The 23,028-nt window shown below is 68.1% G+C and carries 20 protein-coding genes; 10 read left to right on the forward strand and 10 right to left on the reverse strand.

Annotation, left to right across the window (positions count from 1 at the left end; all coding sequences use genetic code 11):
* Nucleotides 1–6 precede the first annotated feature (6 nt).
* The 6 genes from LQV45_RS00630 (at nt 7) to LQV45_RS00655 (ending at nt 7,017) form a co-directional block, all read left to right on the forward strand.
* A complete protein-coding gene (locus tag LQV45_RS00630) occupies nt 7–603 on the forward strand; it encodes an NTP transferase domain-containing protein (protein ID WP_230005271.1) in 597 nt (198 codons plus the stop codon).
* A gap of 205 nt (nt 604–808) precedes the next feature.
* Nucleotides 809–1,927: a multiple monosaccharide ABC transporter substrate-binding protein gene (gene chvE / locus LQV45_RS00635; protein WP_230005272.1), complete on the forward strand. Its 1,119-nt coding sequence runs from the start codon at nt 809–811 to the stop codon at nt 1,925–1,927.
* A 75-nt stretch (nt 1,928–2,002) separates the two neighbouring features.
* Nucleotides 2,003–3,532: a multiple monosaccharide ABC transporter ATP-binding protein gene (mmsA, locus tag LQV45_RS00640; RefSeq protein WP_230005273.1), complete on the forward strand. Its 1,530-nt coding sequence runs from the start codon at nt 2,003–2,005 to the stop codon at nt 3,530–3,532.
* Between the two features lie 5 nt (nt 3,533–3,537).
* Nucleotides 3,538–4,758, forward strand: a complete 1,221-nt coding sequence (mmsB, locus tag LQV45_RS00645) for a multiple monosaccharide ABC transporter permease (RefSeq protein WP_138175428.1) — start codon at nt 3,538–3,540, stop codon at nt 4,756–4,758.
* A 90-nt stretch (nt 4,759–4,848) separates the two neighbouring features.
* A complete protein-coding gene (locus LQV45_RS00650; RefSeq protein ID WP_138175430.1) occupies nt 4,849–6,060 on the forward strand; it encodes an ROK family protein in 1,212 nt (403 codons plus the stop codon).
* Nucleotides 6,061–6,189: 129 nt separating this feature from the next.
* Nucleotides 6,190–7,017 (forward strand): lytic transglycosylase domain-containing protein, encoded by an 828-nt coding sequence (locus tag LQV45_RS00655; RefSeq protein ID WP_230005274.1) that lies wholly within the window; start codon nt 6,190–6,192, stop codon nt 7,015–7,017.
* A gap of 7 nt (nt 7,018–7,024) precedes the next feature.
* Here LQV45_RS00655 and LQV45_RS00660 read toward each other — a convergent pair whose 3' ends face one another.
* From LQV45_RS00660 to purS, 7 genes are all read right to left on the reverse strand, one after another.
* The gene (locus LQV45_RS00660; protein WP_230005275.1) at nt 7,025–7,948 is read right to left on the reverse strand and encodes a 2-hydroxyacid dehydrogenase; all 924 of its coding nucleotides are present in this window, start codon (nt 7,946–7,948) and stop codon (nt 7,025–7,027) included.
* The gene (locus tag LQV45_RS00665) at nt 7,945–9,405 is read right to left on the reverse strand and encodes an FAD-dependent oxidoreductase (RefSeq protein ID WP_230005276.1); all 1,461 of its coding nucleotides are present in this window, start codon (nt 9,403–9,405) and stop codon (nt 7,945–7,947) included. Before LQV45_RS00665 ends, LQV45_RS00660 begins: the two co-directional genes overlap by 4 nt.
* A gap of 2 nt (nt 9,406–9,407) precedes the next feature.
* Nucleotides 9,408–9,896, reverse strand: coding sequence for an ureidoglycolate lyase (locus LQV45_RS00670; protein WP_230005277.1), 489 nt, complete (start codon nt 9,894–9,896; stop codon nt 9,408–9,410).
* Between the two features lie 63 nt (nt 9,897–9,959).
* Nucleotides 9,960–10,688: a GntR family transcriptional regulator gene (locus tag LQV45_RS00675; RefSeq protein WP_230005278.1), complete on the reverse strand. Its 729-nt coding sequence runs from the start codon at nt 10,686–10,688 to the stop codon at nt 9,960–9,962.
* A gap of 31 nt (nt 10,689–10,719) precedes the next feature.
* Nucleotides 10,720–12,162, reverse strand: coding sequence for a response regulator transcription factor (locus tag LQV45_RS00680; RefSeq protein WP_230005279.1), 1,443 nt, complete (start codon nt 12,160–12,162; stop codon nt 10,720–10,722).
* 214 nt (nt 12,163–12,376) lie between these two features.
* Complete coding sequence (gene purQ, locus LQV45_RS00685; protein WP_230005280.1) at nt 12,377–13,084, reverse strand: phosphoribosylformylglycinamidine synthase subunit PurQ; 708 nt, start codon at nt 13,082–13,084, stop codon at nt 12,377–12,379.
* Complete coding sequence (purS, locus tag LQV45_RS00690; RefSeq protein ID WP_138175442.1) at nt 13,081–13,329, reverse strand: phosphoribosylformylglycinamidine synthase subunit PurS; 249 nt, start codon at nt 13,327–13,329, stop codon at nt 13,081–13,083. The genes purQ and purS overlap by 4 nt, the downstream gene beginning before the upstream one ends.
* A 207-nt stretch (nt 13,330–13,536) precedes the next feature.
* Here purS and LQV45_RS00695 point away from each other — a divergent pair, with 207 nt between their 5' ends.
* The 4 genes from LQV45_RS00695 (at nt 13,537) to LQV45_RS00710 (ending at nt 18,413) form a co-directional block, all read left to right on the forward strand.
* Complete coding sequence (locus tag LQV45_RS00695; RefSeq protein WP_230005281.1) at nt 13,537–14,814, forward strand: ABC transporter substrate-binding protein; 1,278 nt, start codon at nt 13,537–13,539, stop codon at nt 14,812–14,814.
* 151 nt (nt 14,815–14,965) lie between these two features.
* Complete coding sequence (locus LQV45_RS00700) at nt 14,966–16,024, forward strand: carbohydrate ABC transporter permease (RefSeq protein ID WP_230005282.1); 1,059 nt, start codon at nt 14,966–14,968, stop codon at nt 16,022–16,024.
* Nucleotides 16,021–16,923 carry a carbohydrate ABC transporter permease gene (locus tag LQV45_RS00705; protein WP_230005283.1) on the forward strand — a complete coding sequence of 301 codons (903 nt, stop codon included), beginning with the start codon at nt 16,021–16,023 and terminating at the stop codon, nt 16,921–16,923. The genes LQV45_RS00700 and LQV45_RS00705 overlap by 4 nt, the downstream gene beginning before the upstream one ends.
* A 29-nt stretch (nt 16,924–16,952) precedes the next feature.
* The gene (locus LQV45_RS00710; protein ID WP_230005284.1) at nt 16,953–18,413 is read left to right on the forward strand and encodes a glycoside hydrolase family 1 protein; all 1,461 of its coding nucleotides are present in this window, start codon (nt 16,953–16,955) and stop codon (nt 18,411–18,413) included.
* A gap of 873 nt (nt 18,414–19,286) precedes the next feature.
* Here the strand turns inward: LQV45_RS00710 and LQV45_RS00715 are convergent.
* From LQV45_RS00715 to LQV45_RS00725, 3 genes are all read right to left on the reverse strand, one after another.
* A complete protein-coding gene (locus tag LQV45_RS00715; RefSeq protein WP_230005285.1) occupies nt 19,287–20,468 on the reverse strand; it encodes an MFS transporter in 1,182 nt (393 codons plus the stop codon).
* A 173-nt stretch (nt 20,469–20,641) separates the two neighbouring features.
* Nucleotides 20,642–21,574 (reverse strand): AAA family ATPase, encoded by a 933-nt coding sequence (locus tag LQV45_RS00720; protein ID WP_230005286.1) that lies wholly within the window; start codon nt 21,572–21,574, stop codon nt 20,642–20,644.
* Between the two features lie 118 nt (nt 21,575–21,692).
* On the reverse strand, nt 21,693–22,763 hold the full coding sequence (locus LQV45_RS00725) for a ThiF family adenylyltransferase (RefSeq protein ID WP_230005287.1): 1,071 nt from the start codon (nt 22,761–22,763) through the stop codon (nt 21,693–21,695).
* Nucleotides 22,764–23,028: the final 265 nt, after the last annotated feature.

A 23,028-nucleotide genomic window follows, 5' to 3' on the forward strand; every position in this document is an offset into this window, starting at 1 on the left:
GTGACCATGCCCGCCGAGCCCCCGTCCGACGCCGCCGAGACGACGCGCGAGGCCTCGCCCGCGGGCCTCGTGCTGGCCGCCGGAGCCGGTCGACGCTTCGGCGGACCCAAGGCGCTCGCGCGCGACCCCGATGGCATCCCGTGGGTCGAGAAGGCCGTCCGAGCGCTGCGCGACGGCGGTTGCGATCCGGTCGTCGTCGTCCTCGGCGCCGGCGCCGACGAGGCCGCGGGTCTCGTCCCGCACGGGGCCCGGATGGTGCGGGCAGCGGCGTGGGCGGAGGGCGTCTCGGCGTCGCTGCGCGCCGGCCTGGAGGCCGTGGCATCCACGTCCGCTCCGGCCGTCGTCGTGGTGCCCGTCGACACCCCGGAGCTGCCCGCGGCGGCCGTCGCCCGCCTGGCGCGACGCGCGCGCCCGGGAGCCCTCGCGTTCGCGACCTACGCCGGAGCCCCCGGCCATCCCGTGCTGATCGGGCGCGCGCACTGGGACGCGCTCGCCGCCGGAGTTCACGGTGACGTGGGTGCCCGCCCGTACCTCCGGGGGCACGGGGCGGCCGCCGTGGACTGCGGCGACCTCTGGTCGGGCGCGGACCGCGACGAGCGCTGACACCGGACGTCCGTTACGCGTTCGTTGCTTTCCGGGAGCGGGGAGGCCCTGGACAAACGCGCACACCCGGGGATATGTTCACGGAGCCGTCATAATTACGACGGAGCCAGGAAGCCGGGACGAGGACGTACCCGATCCGACGCCGGGGAGGGCGCCGGGTGCGACCACGGGGGTCCCTGCAGTTCAGAGAGGAACGCAGATCACAATGCTGAAGAAAATCCTGACCGGTGCGGCCATCGCGGCGCTCGCCGTCAGCCTCGGAGCGTGTAGCTCCACGCGCCCCGCCGACGGTGGCGGAGACGCCGCCGGGGGCAGCGGCGAATGCAACGTCGGAATCGCGATGCCGACCCGCAGCCTCGAGCGCTGGATCAACGACGGTGAGCAGCTCCAGAAGAAGCTCACCGACGCGGGCTGCACCGTCGACCTGCAGTACGCCGACAACAAGACCGACCAGCAGATCAGCCAGATCCAGAACCAGATCTCGGGCGGCGCGAAGATCCTCGTGATCGCCGCGATCGACGGTTCGACGCTCGGCCCCGTGCTGGAAGAGGCCAAGTCGCAGAACGCCACCGTCATCGCCTACGACCGTCTCATCAACGGCAGCGAGAACGTGGACTACTACGCCACGTTCGACAACTACAAGGTGGGCACCCTGCAGGGTGAGTTCATCGAGGAGCAGCTCGGACTGAAGGACGGCAAGGGTCCCTTCAACCTCGAGCCCTTCGCCGGCAGCCCCGACGACAACAACGCCAAGTTCTTCTTCGCCGGCGCCTGGGACGTTCTCCAGCCGTACGTCGAGAAGGGCCAGCTCGTCGTCCCCAGCGGCAAGTCGCCCGCCAACGACGACGCGTGGGCCAGCATCGGCATCCAGGGCTGGGCCTCCGACAAGGCGCAGTCCGAGATGGACAACCGCCTCTCGTCGTTCTACGGCGACGGCAAGAAGGTCAACGTCGTCCTGTCGCCCAACGACAGCCTCGCGATCGGCATCGAGGCATCCCTCAAGTCGGCCGGCTACACCGCCGGTGCGGACTACCCGATCATCACGGGTCAGGATGCCGACAAGGCCAACGTCAAGGCGATCCTCGAGGGTCTGCAGTCCATGACGGTCTGGAAGGACACCCGCGCGCTCGGTGACCGCGTCTTCACGATGATCCAGGAGATCAAGGACGGCAAGACGGTCGAGGTGAACGACACCGAGACCTACGACAACGGCAAGAAGGTCGTCCCGTCGTACCTCCTCACGCCGGAGGTCGTCGTCAAGGCCGACGTGCAGTCCAAGCTCATCGACTCGGGCTTCCTGAAGGCCTCCGACGTCGGGCTCTGATCCACTTCTGCGGCGGGGCGGGTTCGCCCGCCCCGCCGCTCTATCTGTCGCCGCGCGGCGACGGAGGGAGACACCATGACCGATCCGATCCTGCGCATGTCGGGGATCTCGAAGTCGTTCAACGGCATCCCGGCGCTCGCCGACGTCTCGGTCGACGTGCACCGCGGTGAAGTGCACGCGATCTGCGGCGAGAACGGCGCTGGCAAGTCGACGCTGATGAAGGTGCTGAGCGGGGTCTACCCGGCCGGCAGCTTCGAGGGCACGATCACCCTGGAGGGCCAGCCGGTCGCCTTCCGCTCGATCAACGACAGCGAGGCCGCCGGCATCGTCATCATCCACCAGGAGCTGGCCCTCAGCCCCTACCTCTCGATCGCCGAGAACATCTTCCTCGGCAACGAGAAGGCCAAGCGCGGCGTCATCGACTGGAACGCCACCAACACCGCCGCCGCCGACCTGCTCAAGCGGGTGGGGCTCCGCGAGAACCCGGCCACCAAGATCTACGAGATCGGCGTCGGCAAGCAGCAGCTCGTCGAGATCGCGAAGGCGCTGGCCAAAGAGGTCAAGCTCCTCATCCTCGACGAGCCGACCGCCGCCCTCAACGACGACGACTCCGCGCACCTGCTCGACCTCATCGATCAGCTGCGCGACCAGGGGATCACCTGCATCATCATCAGCCACAAGCTGAAGGAGGTGCTGCGCATCGCCGACCGCATCACGATCATCCGCGACGGGCGCACCATCGAGACGATGGAGCGGGACGACCCCGAGACCGACGAGGGCCGCATCATCCGCGCGATGGTCGGTCGCGACCTCAACAGCCTCTTCCCCCCGCGCGAGCCCGACATCGGCGACGAGCTGTTCCGCGTCGAGCACTGGACCGTGCACCACCCCGTCGACACGGAGCGCGTGGTCATCGACGACGCCTCCTTCATGGTGCGCGCGGGCGAGATCGTCGGCTTCGCCGGGCTCATGGGCGCCGGCCGCACGGAGCTGGCGATGAGCATCTTCGGCCGCATGTACGGCACCGGCATCTCGGGAGAGGTGTACAAGAACGGGCAGCAGATCGACGTCCGTACCGTCGACGCGGCCATCAAGCAGGGCATCGCCTACGCCACGGAGGACCGTAAACGGTACGGCCTCAATCTCATCGGCGACATCCAGGTCAACGTGTCGGCCTCCGCGCTGTCGCGGCTCGCGCGCCTCGGCGTGGTCGACCGCTACCGCGAGTACAAGGTCGCCGATTCGTACCGCTACAAGATGAACATCAAGGCGCCCAGCGTCGCCGCGATCACCGGACGACTCTCCGGCGGGAACCAGCAGAAGGTCGTCCTGTCGAAGTGGATGTTCACGGGTCCCGACGTGCTCATCCTCGACGAGCCCACCCGCGGCATCGACGTCGGGGCCAAGTACGAGATCTACGGCATCATCAACGAACTCGCGGCCCAGGGGAAGGCCGTCATCGTCATCTCGTCGGAGCTGCCCGAGGTCATCGGCCTCTCCGACCGCATCTACACCATCTCCGAGGGGCGCATCACGGCCGAGGTCAGCCGTGCGGATGCCACCCAGGAGACGCTCATGCGGCACATGACCGCCGGAAGGAACTGACTGCAATGGCCACCGCATCCACCCAGACCGTCGAGGCTCCGACGCAACCCGGACCCCGGCGCCGCGGCCTGCTGGCGCGCATCAACTTCCGCCAGTTCGGCATCCTCGCCGCCCTGGTCATCATCATCGTGCTGTTCCAAGTGCTCACCGGCGGGCGCCTGCTCATGCCGGGCAACGTCAACAACCTCATCCAGCAGAACGCCTACGTCCTGATCCTCGCGATCGGCATGGTCATGGTCATCATCGCCGGACACATCGACCTGTCGGTCGGCTCGGTGGTGGCCATGGTCGGCGCCATCGCGGCGATCGCGATGAACCAATGGGGTCTGCCCTGGTTCATCGCGGTGATCCTCTCGCTCATCGTCGGCGCGATCGTCGGCGCGTGGCAGGGCTTCTGGGTCGCCTTCGTCGGGATACCGGCATTCATCGTGACCCTCGCGGGCATGCTCCTCTTCCGCGGTCTCACGCTCGTGCTGCTCACCGGCGGCACGATCAGCGGTCTGCCCGACGGTTTCACCGCGATCGGCGCCGGTTGGCTGCCGCCGCTGCTCGGCTACGTCGGCAACTGGGACAGCCTGACCCTCGTCCTCGGCGCGATCGCGAGCGTGCTCCTCATCGTGCAGCAGCTGCGCACCCGCGCGACGCTCCGTCGCCTCGAACTGCCTCGCGAGGTCGCGTGGTCCTTCTGGCTGAAGAACGCCATCGCCGTCGTGGCGATCATGGCCGTCGCGTTCACGATCGCCGCCTACAACGGCACCCCGATCGTGCTGATCATCCTCGCGGTGCTCGTGCTGGCGTACACGTTCGTGCTCAACCGCACGACCTTCGGTCGCCACATCTACGCGATGGGCGGCAACCTGTTCGCGGCCGTGATGAGCGGTGTGAAGACGAAGTGGGTCACGTTCTTCATCTTCGTCAACATGGGCGTGCTCGCCGGTCTCGCCGCCGTGGTCAGCACCGCCCGCGCCGGTGGTGCCGTGGCATCCGCCGGTCAGAACTACGAGCTGGATGCCATCGCTGCGGTGTTCATCGGTGGCGCTGCCGTGCAGGGTGGCATCGGCACCGTCGTCGGTGCCGTCGTCGGTGGTCTCGTGATGGGTGTGCTCAACATGGGCCTGTCCATCCTCAGCGTCGACGCGGCGTGGCAGATGGCGATCAAGGGCATCGTCCTGCTGCTCGCCGTGGCTTTCGACATCTTCAACAAGCGACGCAACGGCGGTGTCTGATCGGGTGGGGAGCGCGGCGGTCGCGTCCGCTCCCCACACCGGTGAAATCCGACGGGCGGGCAGTGCGAGAATGGCGGAGGTGCCCTCCTCATGACTCCTGCCGTGTTCGAGCCAGCGACGCCGCTCGCACCGCCCGCAGGTCGTACCACCAACGACCTGATCCGACAGCAGAACCTCGCGTCCGTGCTGTCGTTGCTCCACCTTCGGGGAGCGCTCTCACGCGCACAGCTCGGAGCCACGATCGGACTGAACCGGTCGACGGTCACGGGGCTGGTCATGGAACTGACCGAGCTGGGACTCGTCCGCGAGGTCGCCGCCGGTGAGCGCACGGGCAAGGTCGGTCGCCCCACCCTCGACATCGAACCCGAGGACCACGTCTCGGCGCTGAGCGTGCGCGCCGAACCGCACGCGGTCACCGTGGCCCTGGTCGGGCTCGGGGGTGTGGTGCACGCGCGACTGCGCCACGACACCGCCAGCGCCCCCTCGCCCCGCCGGTTCGTCCAGATCGTCGCCTCGTCGGTCGAGGCGATGCGCGCCGACATCGACCGCCACTACCGCGTCGTCGGCGCGGGCCTCGCCGTGCCGGGGCTGGTGAACGCCAACGGCTCCGTCCTGGTGTCGCCGACGCTCGGGTGGAAGCGCGACCCGGTTGCCGCGCGGCTGAGCGACGAGCTCGGCATCGCCGTGTCGGCCGGCAACGACGCCAGCATCGGCGCGCTCGCCGAATCCCGCTTCGGCGTGGGGGTGGGGGTGTCGAACCTGCTCTACCTCGGCGGCGCGATGCACAGCATCGGGGGCGGCCTCATCATCGACGGCACGCTGCTGCGCGGCACCTCCGGCTACGCCGGCGAGCTCGGCCACACGGTGATCGATCCCCGGGGGCGCGCGTGCGTGTGCGGGCGGAAGGGCTGCCTCGAGGCCGAGGTGCGCCTCGACCTGCTCGAGCCGCTGCTCGGGCGTCGCAAGCTCGACGAGGACGAGCTCGACGTCGAGCTCGGCGTCGCCCGCGATCCCCGCGTCCTGGCCGAGGTGACCCGCCAGGTCGACGTGCTCTCGCTCGCTCTGACGAACTTCGTCAACGCCTTCAGCCCCGAGACCGTGGTGCTGTCGGGATACCTCGGCGCGCTGCTGTCGGTGAGCCGCGAGCGTCTGGCCGAGGCCGTGCGGGTGCATCCGCTCGGCGCCGAGGGGCGGACGATCCGCCTCGAGCGCGCCCACTTGCGCTCCCGGCTCATGCTCATCGGTCCCGCGGAGCTCGCGTTCGCCGACCTGTTGGGCAATCCCGCCGGCTTCCGCGGCTGACACCGGCCCCCGTGCGGCCCGCGGGCGTGACGCCGCCGACTCGACAGGCCGCGTTCACCGGCGCGTCGATTCGCGGGGCTAGTCTCGCCGCGGTGTTCGTCACCCGAGCGGATGCCGGGGAGGGTCCGCGTGGATCTCGACGCTGACCGGGGACGTTCATGGTTCTCGATGCTCGCCGTCGCCGTGGCGGTGGTGTTCGTCGGCATCGCCGTCGTGCTCGTCGTGTCGGCGCAGGCCGCCGGACGCGAGCGCCCGCTCGAGGACCGCACCGCCGCCGTCCCGGCTCCCGTCGAGATCGCGACGACGGTGAATCCGGATGCCTCGGCCACCGCAGACGTCGGCGAGGCGCCGGAGGCGGATCCCGCTCCGGCCGCGGTCCCGTCGAGCGTCCGCCTCGTCGTCGCCGACCAGGCCTGGACGGCACGGACCGCCGCGGCCACCGGCATCCCGGAACGCGCGCTGCGCGCCTACGCGTCGAGCGCGCTCACCGTGCAGAGCGAGCAGCCCGCGTGCGGTCTCGGCTGGAACACCCTCGCGGGGATCGGGGCGATCGAGTCCGCGCACGGCACGCATTCGGGCGGCGGCCTCGACGCCGCCGGGTATCCGCAGCCCGCGATCCGCGGCATCCCGCTCGACGGCAGCGCGAGCGCCGCGATCGCCGACACCGACGGTGGCGAGTGGGACGGGGATGCCGTCTGGGATCGCGCCGTCGGACCGCTGCAGTTCATCCCGGCCACGTGGCAGCGGTGGGGTGCCGACGGCAACGGCGACGGACGTGCCGACCCGAACCAGATCGACGACGCCGCGCTCGCGGCCGGACGCTACCTGTGCGCCGCCGGCGAGATGACGAGCGCGGCCGGCTGGCGGCGCGCGATCTTCTCGTACAACCACCTCGACAGCTACGTCGACGACGTCGCGGCGGCGGCCAACGCCTTCGCCGCGCGCGCCGCCGGCTGACGCGGGGTCAGCCGCGCAGCACCACGTTCTCGGGCTCCTCGCCCGCGAGGAAGTGGTCGATCTGGCGACGCACGAGACGCGCGATGCGGGGGCGCATGGCGCCGGTGGCTCCGCCCACGTGCGGGACGATGAGCACGCCCTCCAGCGCCCACAGCGGGTGGTCGTCGGGCAGCGGCTCCGGGTCGGTGACATCGAGCGCCGCGCGCAGCCGGCCGCGGCGCACGTGGTCGACGAGGGCATCGGTGTCGATGACGGGGCCGCGCCCGACGTTCACGACGAGCGCGCCGTCGGGCAGGGCCGAGAGGGCTTCGTCGTCGACGAGGTGCTGCGTCTTGTCGCCGCCGGGCAGCGACACGATGAGCACGTCGGTGGCGGCGAGCACCTCGTACAGCTCGCCGAGGGGCAGCACCTCGACGTCGTCCTGCAGGCGACCGTGCGAGGCGACGCCGCGCAGCTCGACCTCGAAGGGCTTCAGGCGCGCGGCGATCGCGCGGCCGACGCCACCGAACCCGAGCAGGGTCACGCGCGCGTCGGCGAGTCCCGGCATCCACGTGCCCTTCCACTCGCCGCGGTCCTGGGCGCGCACGAAGTCCGGCAGGGCGCGCTGGGCGGCCAGGGTCAGCGCGACGGCGAGCTCGGCGGTGGCCGTCTCGTGCACGGTGGTGGCATTGGCGAACACGGTGCCGGCGGGAAGGCGGCCCTCGACGTTGTCGTAGCCGATCGACTGGCCCTGCACGAGCCGGGTCGTCACGTCGGCCAACCGGGCGATCACGCCGTCCATGGACATGTACGGGGGGACCACGATGTCGATGTGCGGGCGCGGTGCGGGCTCCTTCATGTCCCACACGAGAACCTCGACCCCCTCCGGGAGGGGCATCAGGTCGTCACGCAGCTGCGAAGTGGGCACGGATACGACGAGCGAGGCGGTCACCCGCTCCACGCTACCGCTGCGTCCGCGGGGGCGGGCCGGCGGCCGATGTGCACCCCGACGGGCACGTCGTAGGCGAGGTACTCGGTCAGCAACGCGTCGGCATCCCGTGCGAACAGTCGTCGCGACAGCGCCGCCGCGAGCTTCGTGGCCCCGCCGACGAGCCCCGGGATCTGGTGGCTCAGCATTCCCTCGCTCAGGCGCGCGCCGTGGTTGAACATGTGGATGCGCGACAGCGCCGAGGCATCGGGGGCACTCCGGCTCACCAGGCCGAAGTCGCCGTCGAGGTACGGGAAAGCTGCGAGACCGGGGTTCTGCGCCACTTGCGCGGGGGTCAGACGGTCGCTCCACACGGTGGCATCCGCCGCGACCGCCGCCAGTTCGGGCCGCCGCGCCAGGTCGGCGACGATCCCCGTGGCGGCGATCACGAGGTCGTAGCGATGGATGCCGTGCGGCGTCGTCACGATGACCTCGCTGCCGTCCCATTCGACGCCTTGCCACGGCGACGACGTGCGGAACCGGAAGCCGTCGAAGGCGTGGGCGCGCCAGATCGCATTCTGGGTCGCCGGCTGGTCGACGGCCGAGAGGTGCACGTTGAACGCCCACTTCTGCGCGTCGGTGAAGGAGCCGTAGTTCTCGATGAGCCCGGCGAACTCCATCCACCGGTAGGGGCTGACCTGGGGCATCGCGGGGCGGCGCATGTGCACGTCGACGGACGCCGCGCCGTGCTCGAGCGCCGTCGCGGCGTTGTCGAAAGCACCGGTGCCGGCGCCGAGGATGCCGATACGCGCGCCGTCGAGCGCGGCGAAGTCGATCGCGTCGTGGGTGTGGCGCACGCGCTCCCGCGGCAACGCGTCGAGCAGCGCGGGCACGTGCCGGCCGCCGGCCCCCTCGATGCCCGTCGCGAGCACGACGTGGCGGGCCAGCAGGATCCAGCTACCGTCCGGGCCGTCCAGCCCCACGCGGAGCGGACCGTCCGGGGTCGTCGGGGTGATCGCGGTCACCGTGGTCGATCCGATGGTCGCGATCCCCGAGACCTCGCGGTACCACTGCAGGAATCCCTGCCATGCGACGGTCGGGAAGTACGCGATGTCGTGCCAGGCGGCCTCGCCGTACACCGCCTCGAACCAGGCGCGCGGGCTCACGGCCGGGACGCCCCACGTGGGCCACGCGATGTCCTTCGGCGTCCGCATCGTGTGCATCCGCGCGTAGGTGGTCCAGGGTCCGGTCGCGTGCGCCGGGGCCGCGTCCAGGACCACGACGTCGTCGACTCCGCGCCGGCGGAGCCCGCGGGCCAGCACGAGGCCGGCTTGGCCGGCGCCGACGATGACGACCGGGTGCTCCCCGTCGCGCTCGCCGACCCACGCGCGGCCGTCGCCCGCACTGAGCGCCTCCTGGTGGGCGGCCTCCTGCTCGAGTGCGGCGAGGCGGGCGGGCGCGTCGGGGCGTGGTTCGAGCACGATCACTCGACGACGACGCGGACGCCGTACGCGTCGTCGAGCCGGAAGTTGTGGTGGTCCACGACGTTGGTGTCGTCGAGCTCGAGGTTGACGAAGTCCATGCTCGGCTCGGCGAAGAACGGACCCGCGTGCCACGTGCCCTTGAGCATCGTGATCGCGGTGCGGGGCGGGATGCGGAACGCGCGCAGGTCGTCGAGGCTCGGCTCCTCGATGCCCGCCGGCGCGACCGCGATCGTCCACTCGACGTCGCCGACGGACATGAGCGTCTGCGTGGTCTCGAGGTGCCGGGTCACCCGGACGAACTCGGGCTTCTTGTCGTCGAGCGACATCAGATAGAAGCGCGGGATGCCACCCGATACGTCGAGCACGGCCTCCTCCGACGTGAAGGGAGTGCCGTCGGCCATGGGTGTCAGGATGACGCCGAACGGGGCGAAGTTCTCGGCGGTGACCGTCGCGGCGGTCAACGGGTGGGAGGGAAGCGTCTCGGTCATGCCCCGACGGTACACCTGTCTGACAAGTGGCGAACGCGCTTGTCGGACACGTTCACGACCTCGTTACGCCCCCGAAACGCCGCGATCGTGACGCACCCGGCGGATCAGCGCATTGCGCAGCCCGGCCGGCGCCGCCACCTGCACCTCGCGCGACCAGTACCCCACGTCGTCGCCCGTGCCGTACCCGCAGTACGTCATCTCGACCACCGGGATCCCTGGCGAGGCGTCGAGCAGCGCCGCGCGCTCGGCATCCAGACTCACCGCGTCGACCCACAGCGTCTCCCACGCGACCCGGATGCCGTTGGCCTCCTCGGCCAGCTCGAACACCGGTCGTCGCGGGTCGAGCTCGACCTCGCGTGCGAGCGGGACGAGATCTTCGGCCAGGGCGTAGGGCGCCCCGTCCACCCGCCACACCTTGACCGTCCGCAGCACGCGCGTGCCGTCCGGCAGGTCGTCGAAGCGGTCCGGATCGCCCGCGCGCAGCACGCGCACCTCGGATGCCGCGAGCTCGAGCAGCGGCTCGTATCCGGCGGAGCGAATGGACAGGGAATGGTCGAACTGCTCGTCGATCCGCCGCCCGACGTCCGGCAGCCGCCGGTTCGGCGTCGTGCGCGTCCCCTGCGTGCGATGCACGTATCCGCGTTCCTCCAGCCGTACGAGCGCCTCGCGCACCGAGGCGCGGCTGGCTCCGGTCAGCTCGGCGAGCCGTGGCTCGGACGGGAGGGTGTCGAGGTCGCCGCTCCACAGCGCGAGGATCCGGTCGATCACGGCATCCTGGTCCGTCGCGCGCATGGGCCCCCTCGTTCGCGGCGAGCCCTCGGGGTCACTCGTGCGGGCGCTGCAGCACCTCGACGGCATCCTCCCGGCTCGACACCCCCAGCTTGCCGTAGATCGAGCGCACCTGGGACTTCACGGTGTTCACCGACACGTTCCGCGCCCGCGCGATCTCGTGCATACCGAGGCTCGACGTGAGCAGGTGCGCGAGCTCGCGCTCGGTGCTGGTGAGGGTGGCGAGAGCGTCGGCGTCCGTGGACCGCGCGGCGATCGCCGGCAGCATCCGTCGCATCATCGTCAGGGTCGGCGCGAGGTCCGCGTTGTGCGCGGCGACCAGGTCGAGCAGGCGGTCGGTGTCGGCGAACGGGATCATGAGGAACGGCGTGACCGAGCCGCCGGTGCGCTGGATCAGCATCACCGCGGCCTCCATGCTCTGCACGGCGCGCTTCTCGCTGCCCAGACGCAGGAAGGCCACGGCCCTCCGTGTCAGCAGCGGCGTGAGGGTGCGCAGGCAGTGCTCGTCGTGCAGGGCGACGCACGCGTTCGTGGTCTCGATGACCTCGCGCTCGCGACCCATCTGCAACAGGGTCGCGGCGCGCTGCATCGGGAAGCACACCGCGTGCCCCGGGTGCGTGACGGCGTGCGACAGCACGGCCAGGGCCTCGTCGAACTCGCCCTGCGCGGTGAGCATGTCGGCGTGCAGGCCCAGCAGCAGTTCGCGGACGATCCGGAAGCTGCGGCTGCGACCGGAACCGTGCAGCATCTCCCAGGTCTTGGCCAGACCTTCGGTGATGTCGCGCTCGATGAACATCGTCGTGACCCGGATCATGCCGGCGCAGAAGGCCCAGTACGGATCTTCGGGCTGGGCGTGCTCCAGTTCGTCGGCGATCGCCCGCATGTGCGCGGTGTCGGCGCGGCTGACCGCGACCAGGCCGTCGCCCAGCAGCAGGCAGTGCGAGACGTCAGCGGACGCCCAGCCCTGATCGGCGAAGAGCTGCCGCCCTTCGGCGATCGCGTGCGCGGCGGCGGGGTATTCGGCGTTGAGGGCCAGGTTCAGCGCTTGCATGCTCAACGCGCGGTAGCGCTGCTCGGGCGTCTCGGCGAACAGCAGCGCCTCCGAGGCGTAGTGTCCGCCGATCTGCGGCCAGCCGACGGCCGCGCAGTACTCCGCGACGCTCGCGAACAGACCCGATCGCGCGGGGCCCGAGAGGGCGGTCGGGCGAGTGAGCCGCCCGGTGTCGAAGTACCGCGACACCAGTTCGATCCCGTCGCCGAGGGCATCGTTGCGGGCGCGCGCGACCAGCATCGCCGACAGCAGCATCGCGCGCGTGTCGGTCCACACCAGGGGTGCCGGGCCGGGCTCGGCCTCGGCCAACAGGGACAGGTGGCGCGGCAACGGTTGACCGTGCCCCGGTTCCAGCCGCAGGGACGTGTGTGCTGCCGCCGCGCGGAGCGCTGCGGTCGGGCCTACGGAACCGTTGGAATCGCTCATGTGACCTCCGCCGGACGAGCGCGATCGCAGGTGATGCACAGCGATCGTGTCGTGGAATGACAGACACCCAGGACGGCGGTCGGACGCGGATTCGGGTTCGCGATCGGCCGCGGGAACGGCGGTCCCCCACAAGCGCGCTCCCCTTGTGAGGATATGCCAAACAGCCCGGTCTCGGCCGTGTTTGTCGCCGAACGTATCCGTCGGCCGGTTCGCGTCAGGCGGCGGCGGCGACCACGGCGGAGATCGCCGAGGTGAAGAAGCCCAGTCCGTCGATCCCCGAGCGCATGGCCACCGGGGTGCCGGGGCCGAAGCCGGGCTCGACGGCGTGCTCGGGGTGGGGCATGAGGCCGACCACGTTGCCGCGCTCGTTGGTGAGGCCGGCGATGTCGTCGAGCGAGCCGTTGGGGTTCACCCCGAGGTACCGGAACGCGACGAGGCCTTCGCCGTTGACGCGGGCCAGGGTCTCGGCATCCGCGATGTATCCGCCGTCGGCGTTCTTGAGCGGGATGACGATCTCGCCGCCTTCGTCGAACGCGCTGGTCCACGCGGTCGAGGCGTTCTCGACCCGCAGGCGCTGGTCGCGACGGATGAACTGCTGGTGCGCGTTGCGGATCAGGCCGCCGGGCAGCAGGTGCGCCTCGACGAGCATCTGGAAGCCGTTGCAGATGCCGAGGATCGGCATGCCCTGGGCAGCGGCATCCTTCACTTCGGACATGATCGGCGCGAAGGCGGCGATGGCGCCGGCGCGCAGGTAGTCGCCGTAGCTGAAGCCGCCGGGCAACACGAGGGCGTCGACGCCCCGGAGGTCGTGGTCGCCGTGCCACAGGGCGACGGGCTCAGCGCCGGCGAGGCGGATCGCGCGCTGCGCGTCGCGATCGTCGAGCGAACCGGGGAAGGTGATGACACCGATGCGCGTCGTCACTCCACGACCTCGATGTTCACGACGTCTTCGATGACCGCGTTCGAGAGCATCTCGTCGGCGAGCTCGCGGGCGCGGGCCAGAGTGGCCTCGTCGACCTCGCCCTCGACCGTGAGTTCGAAACGCTTACCGATGCGGACGTCCGTGAAGCGGTTCTCGCCCAGACGCGACAGAGCGCCGGCGACCGCCTTTCCCTGCGGGTCGAGAAGCTCGGCCTTGGGCATGACGTCGACGACGATGGTGGGCATTCCAGCTCCAGGTGTCGGAAAGGGCAGTGGATGCCATTCTACGGGGCTGTTCCCGCTCCTCCCGGACGCGTCTGGGGAGCGCTCTCTTGACACCGTGGGAGCGATCCCATAGCGTCATCCCGATCGGTGAGAGCGCTCCCACGATTCAGAGGTCGAGGGGCGCCGCGCACAGGAGCACACCGATCACCCACCACGAAGGAGTGTCCAGTGAAATCACGTGCCCTGCGCCGTGCCGCCGTCGTCGCGGCCGTCGCCTCCACCTCCGCCCTCGTTCTGGCCGGTTGTTCCGGCAGCGGGGGCTCCGCCTCGGGCGGGAGCGACGGCGAGGTCACCCTCACCATCGCGACGTTCAACGACTTCGGCTACACCGACGCGCTCCTGCAGGAGTACATGGACGCGCACCCGAACGTGAAGATCGTCCACAACAAGGCCGCGACCAGCAACGAGGCCCGCGAGAACTACTTCCAGAAGCTCGGCAAGACCGGCCTCGCCGACATCGAGGCCATCGAGGTCGACTGGCTGCCCGAGGTCATGGAGTACGCCGACCTGCTGGCCCCCGTGCCCGACGACCTCAAGAGCCGCTGGCTCGACTACAAGGTCGAGGCCGCCACGAGCCCCGAGGGCAACCTCGTCGGCTACGGCACCGACATCGGCCCCGAGGGCGTCTGCTACCGCTCCGACCTGTTCGCCGCCGCGGGCCTTCCGACCGACCGCGCCGAGGTCGCCAAGCTCCTCCAGGGCGACTGGTCGACCTACTTCTCGGTCGGCGACCAGTACGTCGCCGCGACCGGCAAGGCGTTCTTCGACTCGGCCGGCGGCACCTACCAGGGCGCGATCAACCAGGTCGCCGCCGCGTACGAGGACCCCGCGAACGGCGAGATCACCGCCACCTCCAACCCCGAGGTGAAGAAGATCTACGACCAGGTCCTCAAGGCCAGCGCGACGCAGTCGGCGCACCTGGGCCAGTGGTCCGACGACTGGTTCGCCGGTCTCTCCAACGGTGCGTTCGCCACGATGCTCTGCCCCGGCTGGATGCTCGGTGTCATCGAGGGCAACGCCCCCGACGTCAAGGGCTGGGACATCGCCAACGTCTTCCCCGGCGGTGCCGGCAACTGGGGCGGGTCGTACCTGACCGTGCCCGGTAACGGCGCCAACGTGCAGGCCGCTCAGGAGCTCGCCGACTGGCTGACCGACCCCGAGACCCAGGTCAAGGCGTTCGAGAACGCCGGCACGTTCCCCAGCCAGACCGAGGCACTCAAGGCCGACGCGCTGCTGAGCAACACGAACGCGTACTTCAACAACGCGCCCGTGGGCGAGATGCTCTCGGAGCGCGCTCAGGCGGTGAAGGTGTCGCCGTACAAGGGCGCCTTCTACTTCCAGATCAACGACGCCATGCAGAAGGCGCTGACGCGTGTCGAAGACGGCACGCAAGACGCCTCCACCTCCTGGCAGCAGTGGGCAACCGAGGTCGACGCCCTGTCCTGACCCCAGCGAACGGATGCCAGGGGCTGCGGCTTCGCGCCCCTGGCATCCGTCCCCCGTCCCCTTCTCGCGTGAGAGGTCAGAAATTGTCGCTTGCCCGCCATCGCAGGCGACAGATTCTGACCCCTCACGCGGCAGAAACGGAGCACAGACCGTGACCAGCACACTCGAACGGCGCACCTCGACGGCTACGCCGTCATCGGGGGCGCGCGAGCCCCGGCGGGTGGGCTTCAGCAAGCGCCGCAGCGCGTGGGACCTGAAGCTCTCGCCCTACCTCTACATCTCGCCGTTCTTCATCCTGTTCGCGATCACGGGGCTGTTCCCCATCGCGTACACCGCGGTGATCTCGTTCATGGACTGGGATCTCGTCCGCAACTCGGGCGAGTTCATCGGCTTCGACCAGTACGCCTGGGTGCTCAGCCAGCCCAAGTTCTGGATCGCGCTGCGCAACACCTTCAGCATCTTCCTGCTCTCGAGCATCCCGCAGCTGATCCTCGCGATCTTCATCGCCGCGATGCTCGACCAGAACATCCGCGCCAAGACCTTCTGGCGCATGAGCGTGCTGATCCCCTACGTCATGGCCCCCGTGGCCGTCGCCCTCATCTTCAGCAACATGTTCGGCGACCAGTACGGCGTCGTGAACACCACGCTGCAGAGCCTGGGGCTGCCGGCCATCCCGTGGCACTCCGACGCCTTCGCCAGCCACATCGCGATCGCCACGATGGTGAACTTCCGCTGGACCGGGTACAACACCCTCATCCTGCTCGCCGCGATGCAAGCCGTCCCCCGCGAGTACTACGAGGCCGCGACGGTCGACGGCGCGGGCAAGCCGCGGCAGTTCTTCTCGATCACACTGCCGAGCCTGAAGCCCACCCTGATCTTCGTCATCATCACTTCCACCATCGGTGGTCTGCAGATCTTCGACGAGCCGCGCATGTACGACCAGTACGGAACCGGCGGCGCCGACAACCAGTGGCTCACGGTCACGCTGTGGCTCTACAACGTCGGTTGGGGGGAGTGGAACTTCGGCCGCGCGGCTGCGCTGGCGTGGATCCTGTTCCTCATCATCCTCGCCATCGGCGTGGTCAATCTGTTCATCACGCGCTCCCTCGTGCGCGACGAGGGTCGGCGCGATGCGCGGTCCCGTCGTGACGTGCGTGCTCAGGCGCGTGCCGTGAAGAAGCAGCTTGCGCGAGAGGAGGCGGGCCGATGAGCTCCGTCAACGCCGTCCCCGTCCCGGTCATCGATCCCGACCTGCCCGCGAAGCCGCGGCGTCGGCGCGTGGTGCGCGGCTCGCGGCCCGGGTGGGTCGTCTACACCGCCCTCGGCGCGGTGCTGCTGGCGAGCGTCTTCCCCTTCTACTGGTCGCTGCTGATCGGCTCGGGGGACTCCTCGACGATCCGCGACGCGAACCGGTCGTGGATCCCCGGCGGCAACTTCTTCGCCAACGCCGCCGCCGTCATGGGCGACCCGGCGGTCAACTTCTGGCCGGCGCTGCTGAACTCCATCATCAGCTCCGGGCTCATCGCGGCATCCGTGGTCTTCTTCTCCACCCTCGCGGGCTGGGCGTTCGCGAAGCTGAAGTTCCGCGGTGGACCGTGGCTGCTCGTCTTCGTCGTGGCCACGATGGCCGTGCCGACGCAGCTGGGCGTGGTGCCGCTGTACATCCTGTTCAGCGAGCTGGGCTGGACCGGGCAGTTGGGGGCCATCATCGTCCCGGCGCTCACCAGCGCGTTCGGGGTGTTCTGGATGACGCAATACTTGCGGCAGGCCGTGCCCGACGAACTCATCGAAGCCGCGCGCGTCGACGGCGCCAGCTCGTTCCGCACCTTCCTCACGGTGGGGGTGCCGGCCGCGCGGCCGGCGGCGGCGATGCTCGCCCTCTTCACGTTCGTGAGCGCGTGGAACAACTTCTTCTGGCCGTTCATCGTGCTCGACCGCCAGAACCCGACGCTGCCGGTGGCCCTGTCGCTGCTGCAGTCCAATTACTTCGTCGATTACTCGATCGTGCTGGCGGGCGTGCTCCTGTCGACGATCCCGCTGCTGCTGTTGTTCGTCTTCGCGGGCAAGCAGCTGGTCAGTGGCATCATGCAAGGGGCGGTCAAGGGATGACGCTTGCGCCCGCGGAAGGAACCCGATCCATGTCCCACACCCGAGCCTTTCCCGAGGGCTTCCTCTTCGGCGCGGCCACCGCGGCCTACCAGATCGAGGGCGCCGCGCTCGAGGACGGACGGAAGGCCTCGATCTGGGACACCTTCAGCCGCGTGCCCGACGCCGTCATCAACGGCGACAACGGTGACGTCGCCTGTGACCACTACCACCGGTACGGCGACGACGTGCAGCTGATGAAGCGCCTGGGCCTGCAGACCTACCGTTTCTCGACGTCGTGGTCGCGCGTGCGTCCCGACGGCGGCGCGCTCAACGCGAAGGGCGTCGACTTCTACGAGCGCCTCGTCGACGAGCTCTTGGATGCCGGCATCCTCCCGTGGCTGACCCTGTACCACTGGGATCTCCCGCAGGCGCTGGAGGATCGCGGCGGCTGGACCGTCCGCGAGACGAGCGACCGGTTCACCGAGTACGCGCTCGACATGCACGACGCCCTCGGCGACCGGGTGAACGTGTGGACGACGCTCAACGAGCCGTGGTGCTCGTCGTTCCTCAGCTATACCGCCGGTGCCCACGCCCCCGGCCACTACTCCCAGGCCGAGGGCATGCTCGCCGCCCACCACCTGCTGCTCGGCCACGGGCAGACGGTGCGCGAGCTGCGCGCGCGCGACGCGTCGCTCAACCTCGGGCTGACGCTCAACCTGACGGTGGCGGATGCCGTCGACCCGGCGAACCCCGCCGACCTCGACGCCGCGCGACGCATCGACGGGCAATTCAACCGCTGGTTCCTCGACCCGGTGTTCCGCGGCCGCTACCCGGCCGACATCATCCAGGACTTCCGCGGGGTCGACCCCGAGGCGGTGCATCGCTGGCAGGAGGCCGTCCTCCCGGGCGACCTCGAGGCGATCTCGACTCCGATCGACACCCTCGGCGTGAACTACTACCACGGCGAGTTCGTCGGCGGCACGCCGCCGCTGGTCAACCCGCCGGCCGGTGACGCCCCCACCGTCCGTCCGATCGCGTCGCCGTTCCCGGCGCACGAGAACCTCTTCTGGCACGAGCGGGGCCTGTCGCGCACGAACATGGGCTGGGAGGTGCAGCCCGAGGGGCTTACACGCCTCCTCGCGCGCGTCAGCGACGAGTACTCGGCCGAGGCCGGCGTCGCCCTGTACGTCACCGAGAACGGTGCCGCCTACGACGACGTCCCGGTCGCGGAAGACGGCGAGACGCGCGTCCACGACACCGAGCGGGTGGAATTCGTGGAGGCGCATCTCGCCGCCATCCTGGATGCCGTCGACCGCGGGGTCGACGTGCGCGGGTACTTCTACTGGTCGCTGCTGGACAACTTCGAGTGGGCCTGGGGCTACGAGAAGCGGTTCGGCATCGTTTACGTCGACTACGCGACGCAGAAGCGGACCGTGAAGGACTCGGGCCTGGCGTACGCGCGGGTGATCGCGGAGCGGGCGTTGAGGGCCCAGGTCGCGTTGCGTCTCTAGTCCTCCGGCTCGGGATACGCGGGACAGTTCACGCCTCGACGGTCAGCCAGACGTTGAAATGTCCCCCCTGGGTCGTCGTAGCGACGGCCCAGAGGGGACATTTATGGGTAGCTCCTGCTCAGCCGATCTGTGTGACCTCAGCAGTTCGCGAGGCGGGTCAAGGTGATATTCCCTCGCCAGTGGTTTTGACCGAGTGTGGCCACGTTCGTGGTGACGTCGTTGCCCGTGTCGCCGGCGATGAGGCGCTGGTCGGGGGTGAGGAACCACGAACCGAGAACGCCGACGGAGCCGGCCGGGACGCCGATGCCATCGTGAATGGCAAGCGTGGGGTATTCACACCACCCGAAGGCCGTCGCCGGGCTTTGGCCGAGGACGTCCGCGGAGACTGACGTGCTGGCAGCGAGTGCCGTCAGCGCTGCCGCCGCGGTGGCAGCTTCCCCCCGAGCGCTGATCGCCGCGGCCCGGGCGGAGGCGCTGGCGATTTCTGGACCCCGGATGCCACGCCCCTCGGTTGAAGCCGACTACGACCGCCTCTGCTTCCACGCGCGCACGATCCTTGAGGCCGAAGCCTCGCAACGCGACGGCCGAGATCGCCGAGCGGTCCGGCTTTGCGCCCGCTCGCGCGCTGAAGGACGCGCTGTCCAAGCACGGCGTAAGCGGTCCGAACGGGGCCGGGGGAGTACGTTCGCAGCGTCGCCGCGAGTGAAGCGGCACTTAGTGGTGTCTCGGCTCCCGAAAGAAGCCCCCGCCCGCACATGGAGCGTCGAATCGTGTTCGTCGTCACGCACAGTGGGCGCCGCTTCATCGACCTGCGCTTCGGTTCGATCGTTTGCCGATCTCCGAGTCCCACGCCGCGAGACGGGAGCGTGAAGGTCAATGTGCGGCTTGGGGGAGGTGATCTGGAGGCTCCGCTTCGGATGTGGCGCTCCCTCGACGGGCGATGGCCAAAGCCAGCAGTCCGGAGGACGCGACCGCGAAGAACATGAGGCTTCCACTGAGAAGAACCCGGGGTTCGGTGACATTCAGACCGATGAGGCATAGGCCCAGTGTCGCAATCGCTCCTGCCGTGCTTGCAGTGCCCATGAGTGCGTTCATTGACGACATCAATGCTGCCGGCGCTCGAGATTGCAGAGCGAAGGCCAAGCTGTTCGCGTAGAGGAAGAGGGGGAACGGGATCATGGTAACGAGAAGAATCGTCCATGATTCGCCCGAGAAGGGGACTGCAGAGCCGATGGCGAAGACCGTTGCGAGTGCGGCAAAACTGAGAAAATCGCTGTGCTCGAGCCGTGCCCAAACCGCGTTTGACGCAACATTGATGAACTGGAATGCGATGAATATCAAGCCGAACCAGTCGGCGTCGAGCTTCGCGTCGAGGAACACCATCTGCCACATCTGGAAGAACGGGGTGAAGGCGAGCTGCGTGAGCGCGAACAGAAGCATGACAAATACCAACCATGGATCGCGGCGCAGCGATGCGAAAAACTTGGGTGCTTCGTCTTCCTGCAGCTCGCGTACAATAGGTGTTCTCGGTAGTGCTAGCGAACCGAACGCCGCGGCAATCACGAAGAAGCTGATCGAGACGGCGTAAAGTCCTCGGCCGAGGAGCGGGTAGAGAACACTCGTCGCGACCGCGCTCGCGATTGTGGCCACAAGGATCACGTTGTGGTCGAGCATGAAGAATCGTTTGAAGGACCGCTCATCGTCGCGAAGCACGGCGGCGTAGTGGATGTCCATCGTGGAGGTATTGAGGGCGGTACCCAGGGCATAGACCCCCCAGGCTAGGCACATGGTCAGCAGGCCCTCCCCGAGCCATACGATCCCGTATGCGCATGCGAAGACGAGGATCGAGAGGACGTATAGCCTCTTCCTGGAGAACCTGTCGGCGAGCGTCCCCGATGGGAACTCAGCGAGGCTGAGGACGATCATATAGACGATCTGCGTCCAGATGATGCTGTCGAATTGAAGGCCTTTGTCCAGAAGGATGGGCGTGAGCACGGCCTGGGGCAGCACTCGCGCAAATGTTGCGAGCGCGCTCACTCCGAAGTACGTCTTCATTTTCACGATATGTCTCTCGGATGGGTTGAGGCGGGTGGGGCGCCGCATTTGCGACGCCCCACGTGGGTGCCTTAAGGTGTCCACCTCAAGCCGCGCATTGCGGCCACCGTCCGGGCTTTCGTGGCGACGACCGTGAAGGCCTGCGCAATCACCTGGGTGTTGCTGTTCATGTTTCACCTCCTCTCAATCGCAATCCCGGTCCCTCCGGGAAGAGTTTGAAACTCGGTGTAACTGGCAAAGACGACGCGCAATAGCTCCTCGGGATCTTTTGGGGCGTCCGTGCTGATCGTCAAATACGCGTCAGCGTGCTCGAGCAGATCGAGCATGGCGTCGACACGACTTGCCGGTATGGTCAGCGTTTCGAGCAGGGACATGACGCCCGAGAATGAGCTGACGAGCGGGCGAAGGAGCGCTGATTCAGCGATACACCCTTCGTAGATCGCCTGAAGTTGGTCGACTGCGAGCTCAGGCAGACTGAGGACGGTAAATCGTCGGTGAAAGGCGGAGTCTGCGACGATGAAGCGAGCTTCATCTAACGTTGTTGCTCCAACGACGCGAAAATCCGGGTCTACCAAGTGGGGTTTCATCACGTCGAGGGCGCCGACGGAGCCCTCCGCCACTCCCATTCGAGCAAGAGCATGGATCTCGTCGATGAAGACGGTGCTCTTGGTGTTCGTCACGAAGCTGAACAGTTCCGTCAGTCGCTCCTCCAAGTCCCCCCGGTTTCTCGTCCCGCTGACGAGAGCCCCGGCGTCGACTCGCCAGAAGGGGCCGAGGTGTGGTCGGAGCGTCGAAAGAGCTTCGACCAAGGCAGTCTTGCCGCTCCCCGCTGCGCCGCACACGAGGACGTTGTTCTTCGTTCGCTTGTTGAGCAGAAGCTCCAGCGCTGCGACCTCCCGCATGCGCGTGACCGTTCCGCGGAATGGTGGAATGGGCTGAACAAACTTCGGACGATCTCGGCGCTGCTCGTGGCCCGAGCTACCCCGAGATTCGGGCGGGCCGACGGCTCGTCGAAAGTTCGAATCAGAGCGAGCGATCTTCTCGAGGAACTCCTCGACTGTCCGTGTGTGGTGGGTCAGCCGATCGAGCTTGGGTTTGTCGTCCACGCCCCGATAATGATCCACGGCAGTCAGATCGATATTCGCGAAGCCCCTGCGGTGAAGAATGGAGAGTGCTTGATAGACGTTCTGCGCGTTTCGCGCAGAATCAGGAAGGCTGGTGCCGCTACTCGACTTCATAGATGGACACCGACCAGTCAGTGGTGTCAAGGTCGACTACTCGACCCTGCGCGAAGGGCTTCGCATACCCGGTGATGAACTTTACCGCTTCGACGAGCGCCATTTTGGCTGCGAGCCCGTTGTAGGGCTCCATGATGTTGGCGACGAAACGTTCATTTACTGCCCTAATGCGTGCATCATGGGTTCGTATGGCATTCTCCGGAAACATGTCGCTGTAGGAGGAGGTAACCCCCGGAATGACGAGAGGGCCGACCGATGCCCAGGAGAGATCATGAGGGCTGCATAGCAAGTATGGTGTCTTCGCTTCGATGCAGATGCGATCAACGATGTGAGCAATTCTGCCTCGAGGGTGGTCGGCACAGAGGATAAGAAGATCAATTGCTCCGTTCTTGGCAACAGCTCGGTCAATCAGCTCCTGCATCGAGTTGTCGTCGGTGACTTCCTGGTCGATGGCGATGATGTTTGCCGCGGGTGCCCGACGAACCAGTTCGTGGATCGCAACTTCCAGTTTGGGGCGTCCCAGGTCTGCTTCTGTGTAGAGAATCTGCCTGGATGTGTTGCTGAGTTCGATGGTGTCGAAATCAGCGATGGTGAGTCGACCGACGCCGATCATGGCTGCCGCGGAAGCTACATAGCCGCCTACACCGCCGACGCCGAGGACAAGAATGTGAGATCTTGCCAACCGCTCGTGGTAGCTAACGGCCTCGTCATCCCCCACGCCGCTGAGATTTGTGAAGTTTCGAATTTGGCGATCCCACTTGCCGAGGTTCTTTGCTTGGATTGCATCCTCGGTGCCGACATCCTTGACGAGATTCTGCGCCTTAGCGAAAGCCAGCGCCTGCTCGACCTGCTCTTGCGCGTATCGATCTGAGAGGCGATCAGCGATCGATGACCCGGTAGTGGTGCCGTCGATTGCCTCGAGGACACTCAGAAGTAGGTCGTAGTCGCCCTGGAGCGTGATTGGCTCGGCGTCTGCGACGTCGACAGCGAGTCCGTCGTCGGTCTCGGCGACGATGAGCGAATAGTTGAGGCGGAGCGCTCTGTGGCTTTCATGCATGGACCCGCACCGTACGTGAGGCGCGGTTGTTCCGCCGTGATGCGCTGAGAGAGGGCGTCGGCGGGGCTCCTGGTGAACGCGATCCGTCGAGACCTCGGAACGGAGGTCCTCCTTAGCTGTGCCGCGAGGCGCGGCGCCACCGCGACACAGTGCGTCTGCTCTATCCGGGCCATTGCTGCCGAGTACTGAGTGCCCGGTAGCGGTGTGCGAACGTCGTGCCTGAACGGGGTGACATTCATTCCGACGTTCACCCGCGTTCGCCCTC

This window comes from Microbacterium sp. Bi128 (assembly GCF_918698205.1).

Excerpts from the sequence above, each read along its gene's own strand:
- mmsA (WP_230005273.1), top strand. The coding sequence starts at position 2,003 with ATGACCGATCCGATCCTGCGCATGTCGGGGATCTCGAAGTCGTTCAAC.
- LQV45_RS00630 (WP_230005271.1), top strand. The coding sequence starts at position 7 with ATGCCCGCCGAGCCCCCGTCCGACGCCGCCGAGACGACGCGCGAGGCC.
- mmsB (WP_138175428.1), top strand. The coding sequence starts at position 3,538 with ATGGCCACCGCATCCACCCAGACCGTCGAGGCTCCGACGCAACCCGGA.
- LQV45_RS00670 (WP_230005277.1), bottom strand. The coding sequence starts at position 9,896 with ATGACCGAGACGCTTCCCTCCCACCCGTTGACCGCCGCGACGGTCACC.
- LQV45_RS00715 (WP_230005285.1), bottom strand. The coding sequence starts at position 20,468 with ATGAAGACGTACTTCGGAGTGAGCGCGCTCGCAACATTTGCGCGAGTG.
- chvE (WP_230005272.1), top strand. The coding sequence starts at position 809 with ATGCTGAAGAAAATCCTGACCGGTGCGGCCATCGCGGCGCTCGCCGTC.
- LQV45_RS00650 (WP_138175430.1), top strand. The coding sequence starts at position 4,849 with ATGACTCCTGCCGTGTTCGAGCCAGCGACGCCGCTCGCACCGCCCGCA.
- LQV45_RS00725 (WP_230005287.1), bottom strand. The coding sequence starts at position 22,763 with ATGCATGAAAGCCACAGAGCGCTCCGCCTCAACTATTCGCTCATCGTC.
- purS (WP_138175442.1), bottom strand. The coding sequence starts at position 13,329 with ATGCCCACCATCGTCGTCGACGTCATGCCCAAGGCCGAGCTTCTCGAC.
- LQV45_RS00675 (WP_230005278.1), bottom strand. The coding sequence starts at position 10,688 with ATGCGCGCGACGGACCAGGATGCCGTGATCGACCGGATCCTCGCGCTG.
- LQV45_RS00705 (WP_230005283.1), top strand. The coding sequence starts at position 16,021 with ATGAGCTCCGTCAACGCCGTCCCCGTCCCGGTCATCGATCCCGACCTG.
- LQV45_RS00680 (WP_230005279.1), bottom strand. The coding sequence starts at position 12,162 with ATGAGCGATTCCAACGGTTCCGTAGGCCCGACCGCAGCGCTCCGCGCG.
- LQV45_RS00710 (WP_230005284.1), top strand. The coding sequence starts at position 16,953 with ATGTCCCACACCCGAGCCTTTCCCGAGGGCTTCCTCTTCGGCGCGGCC.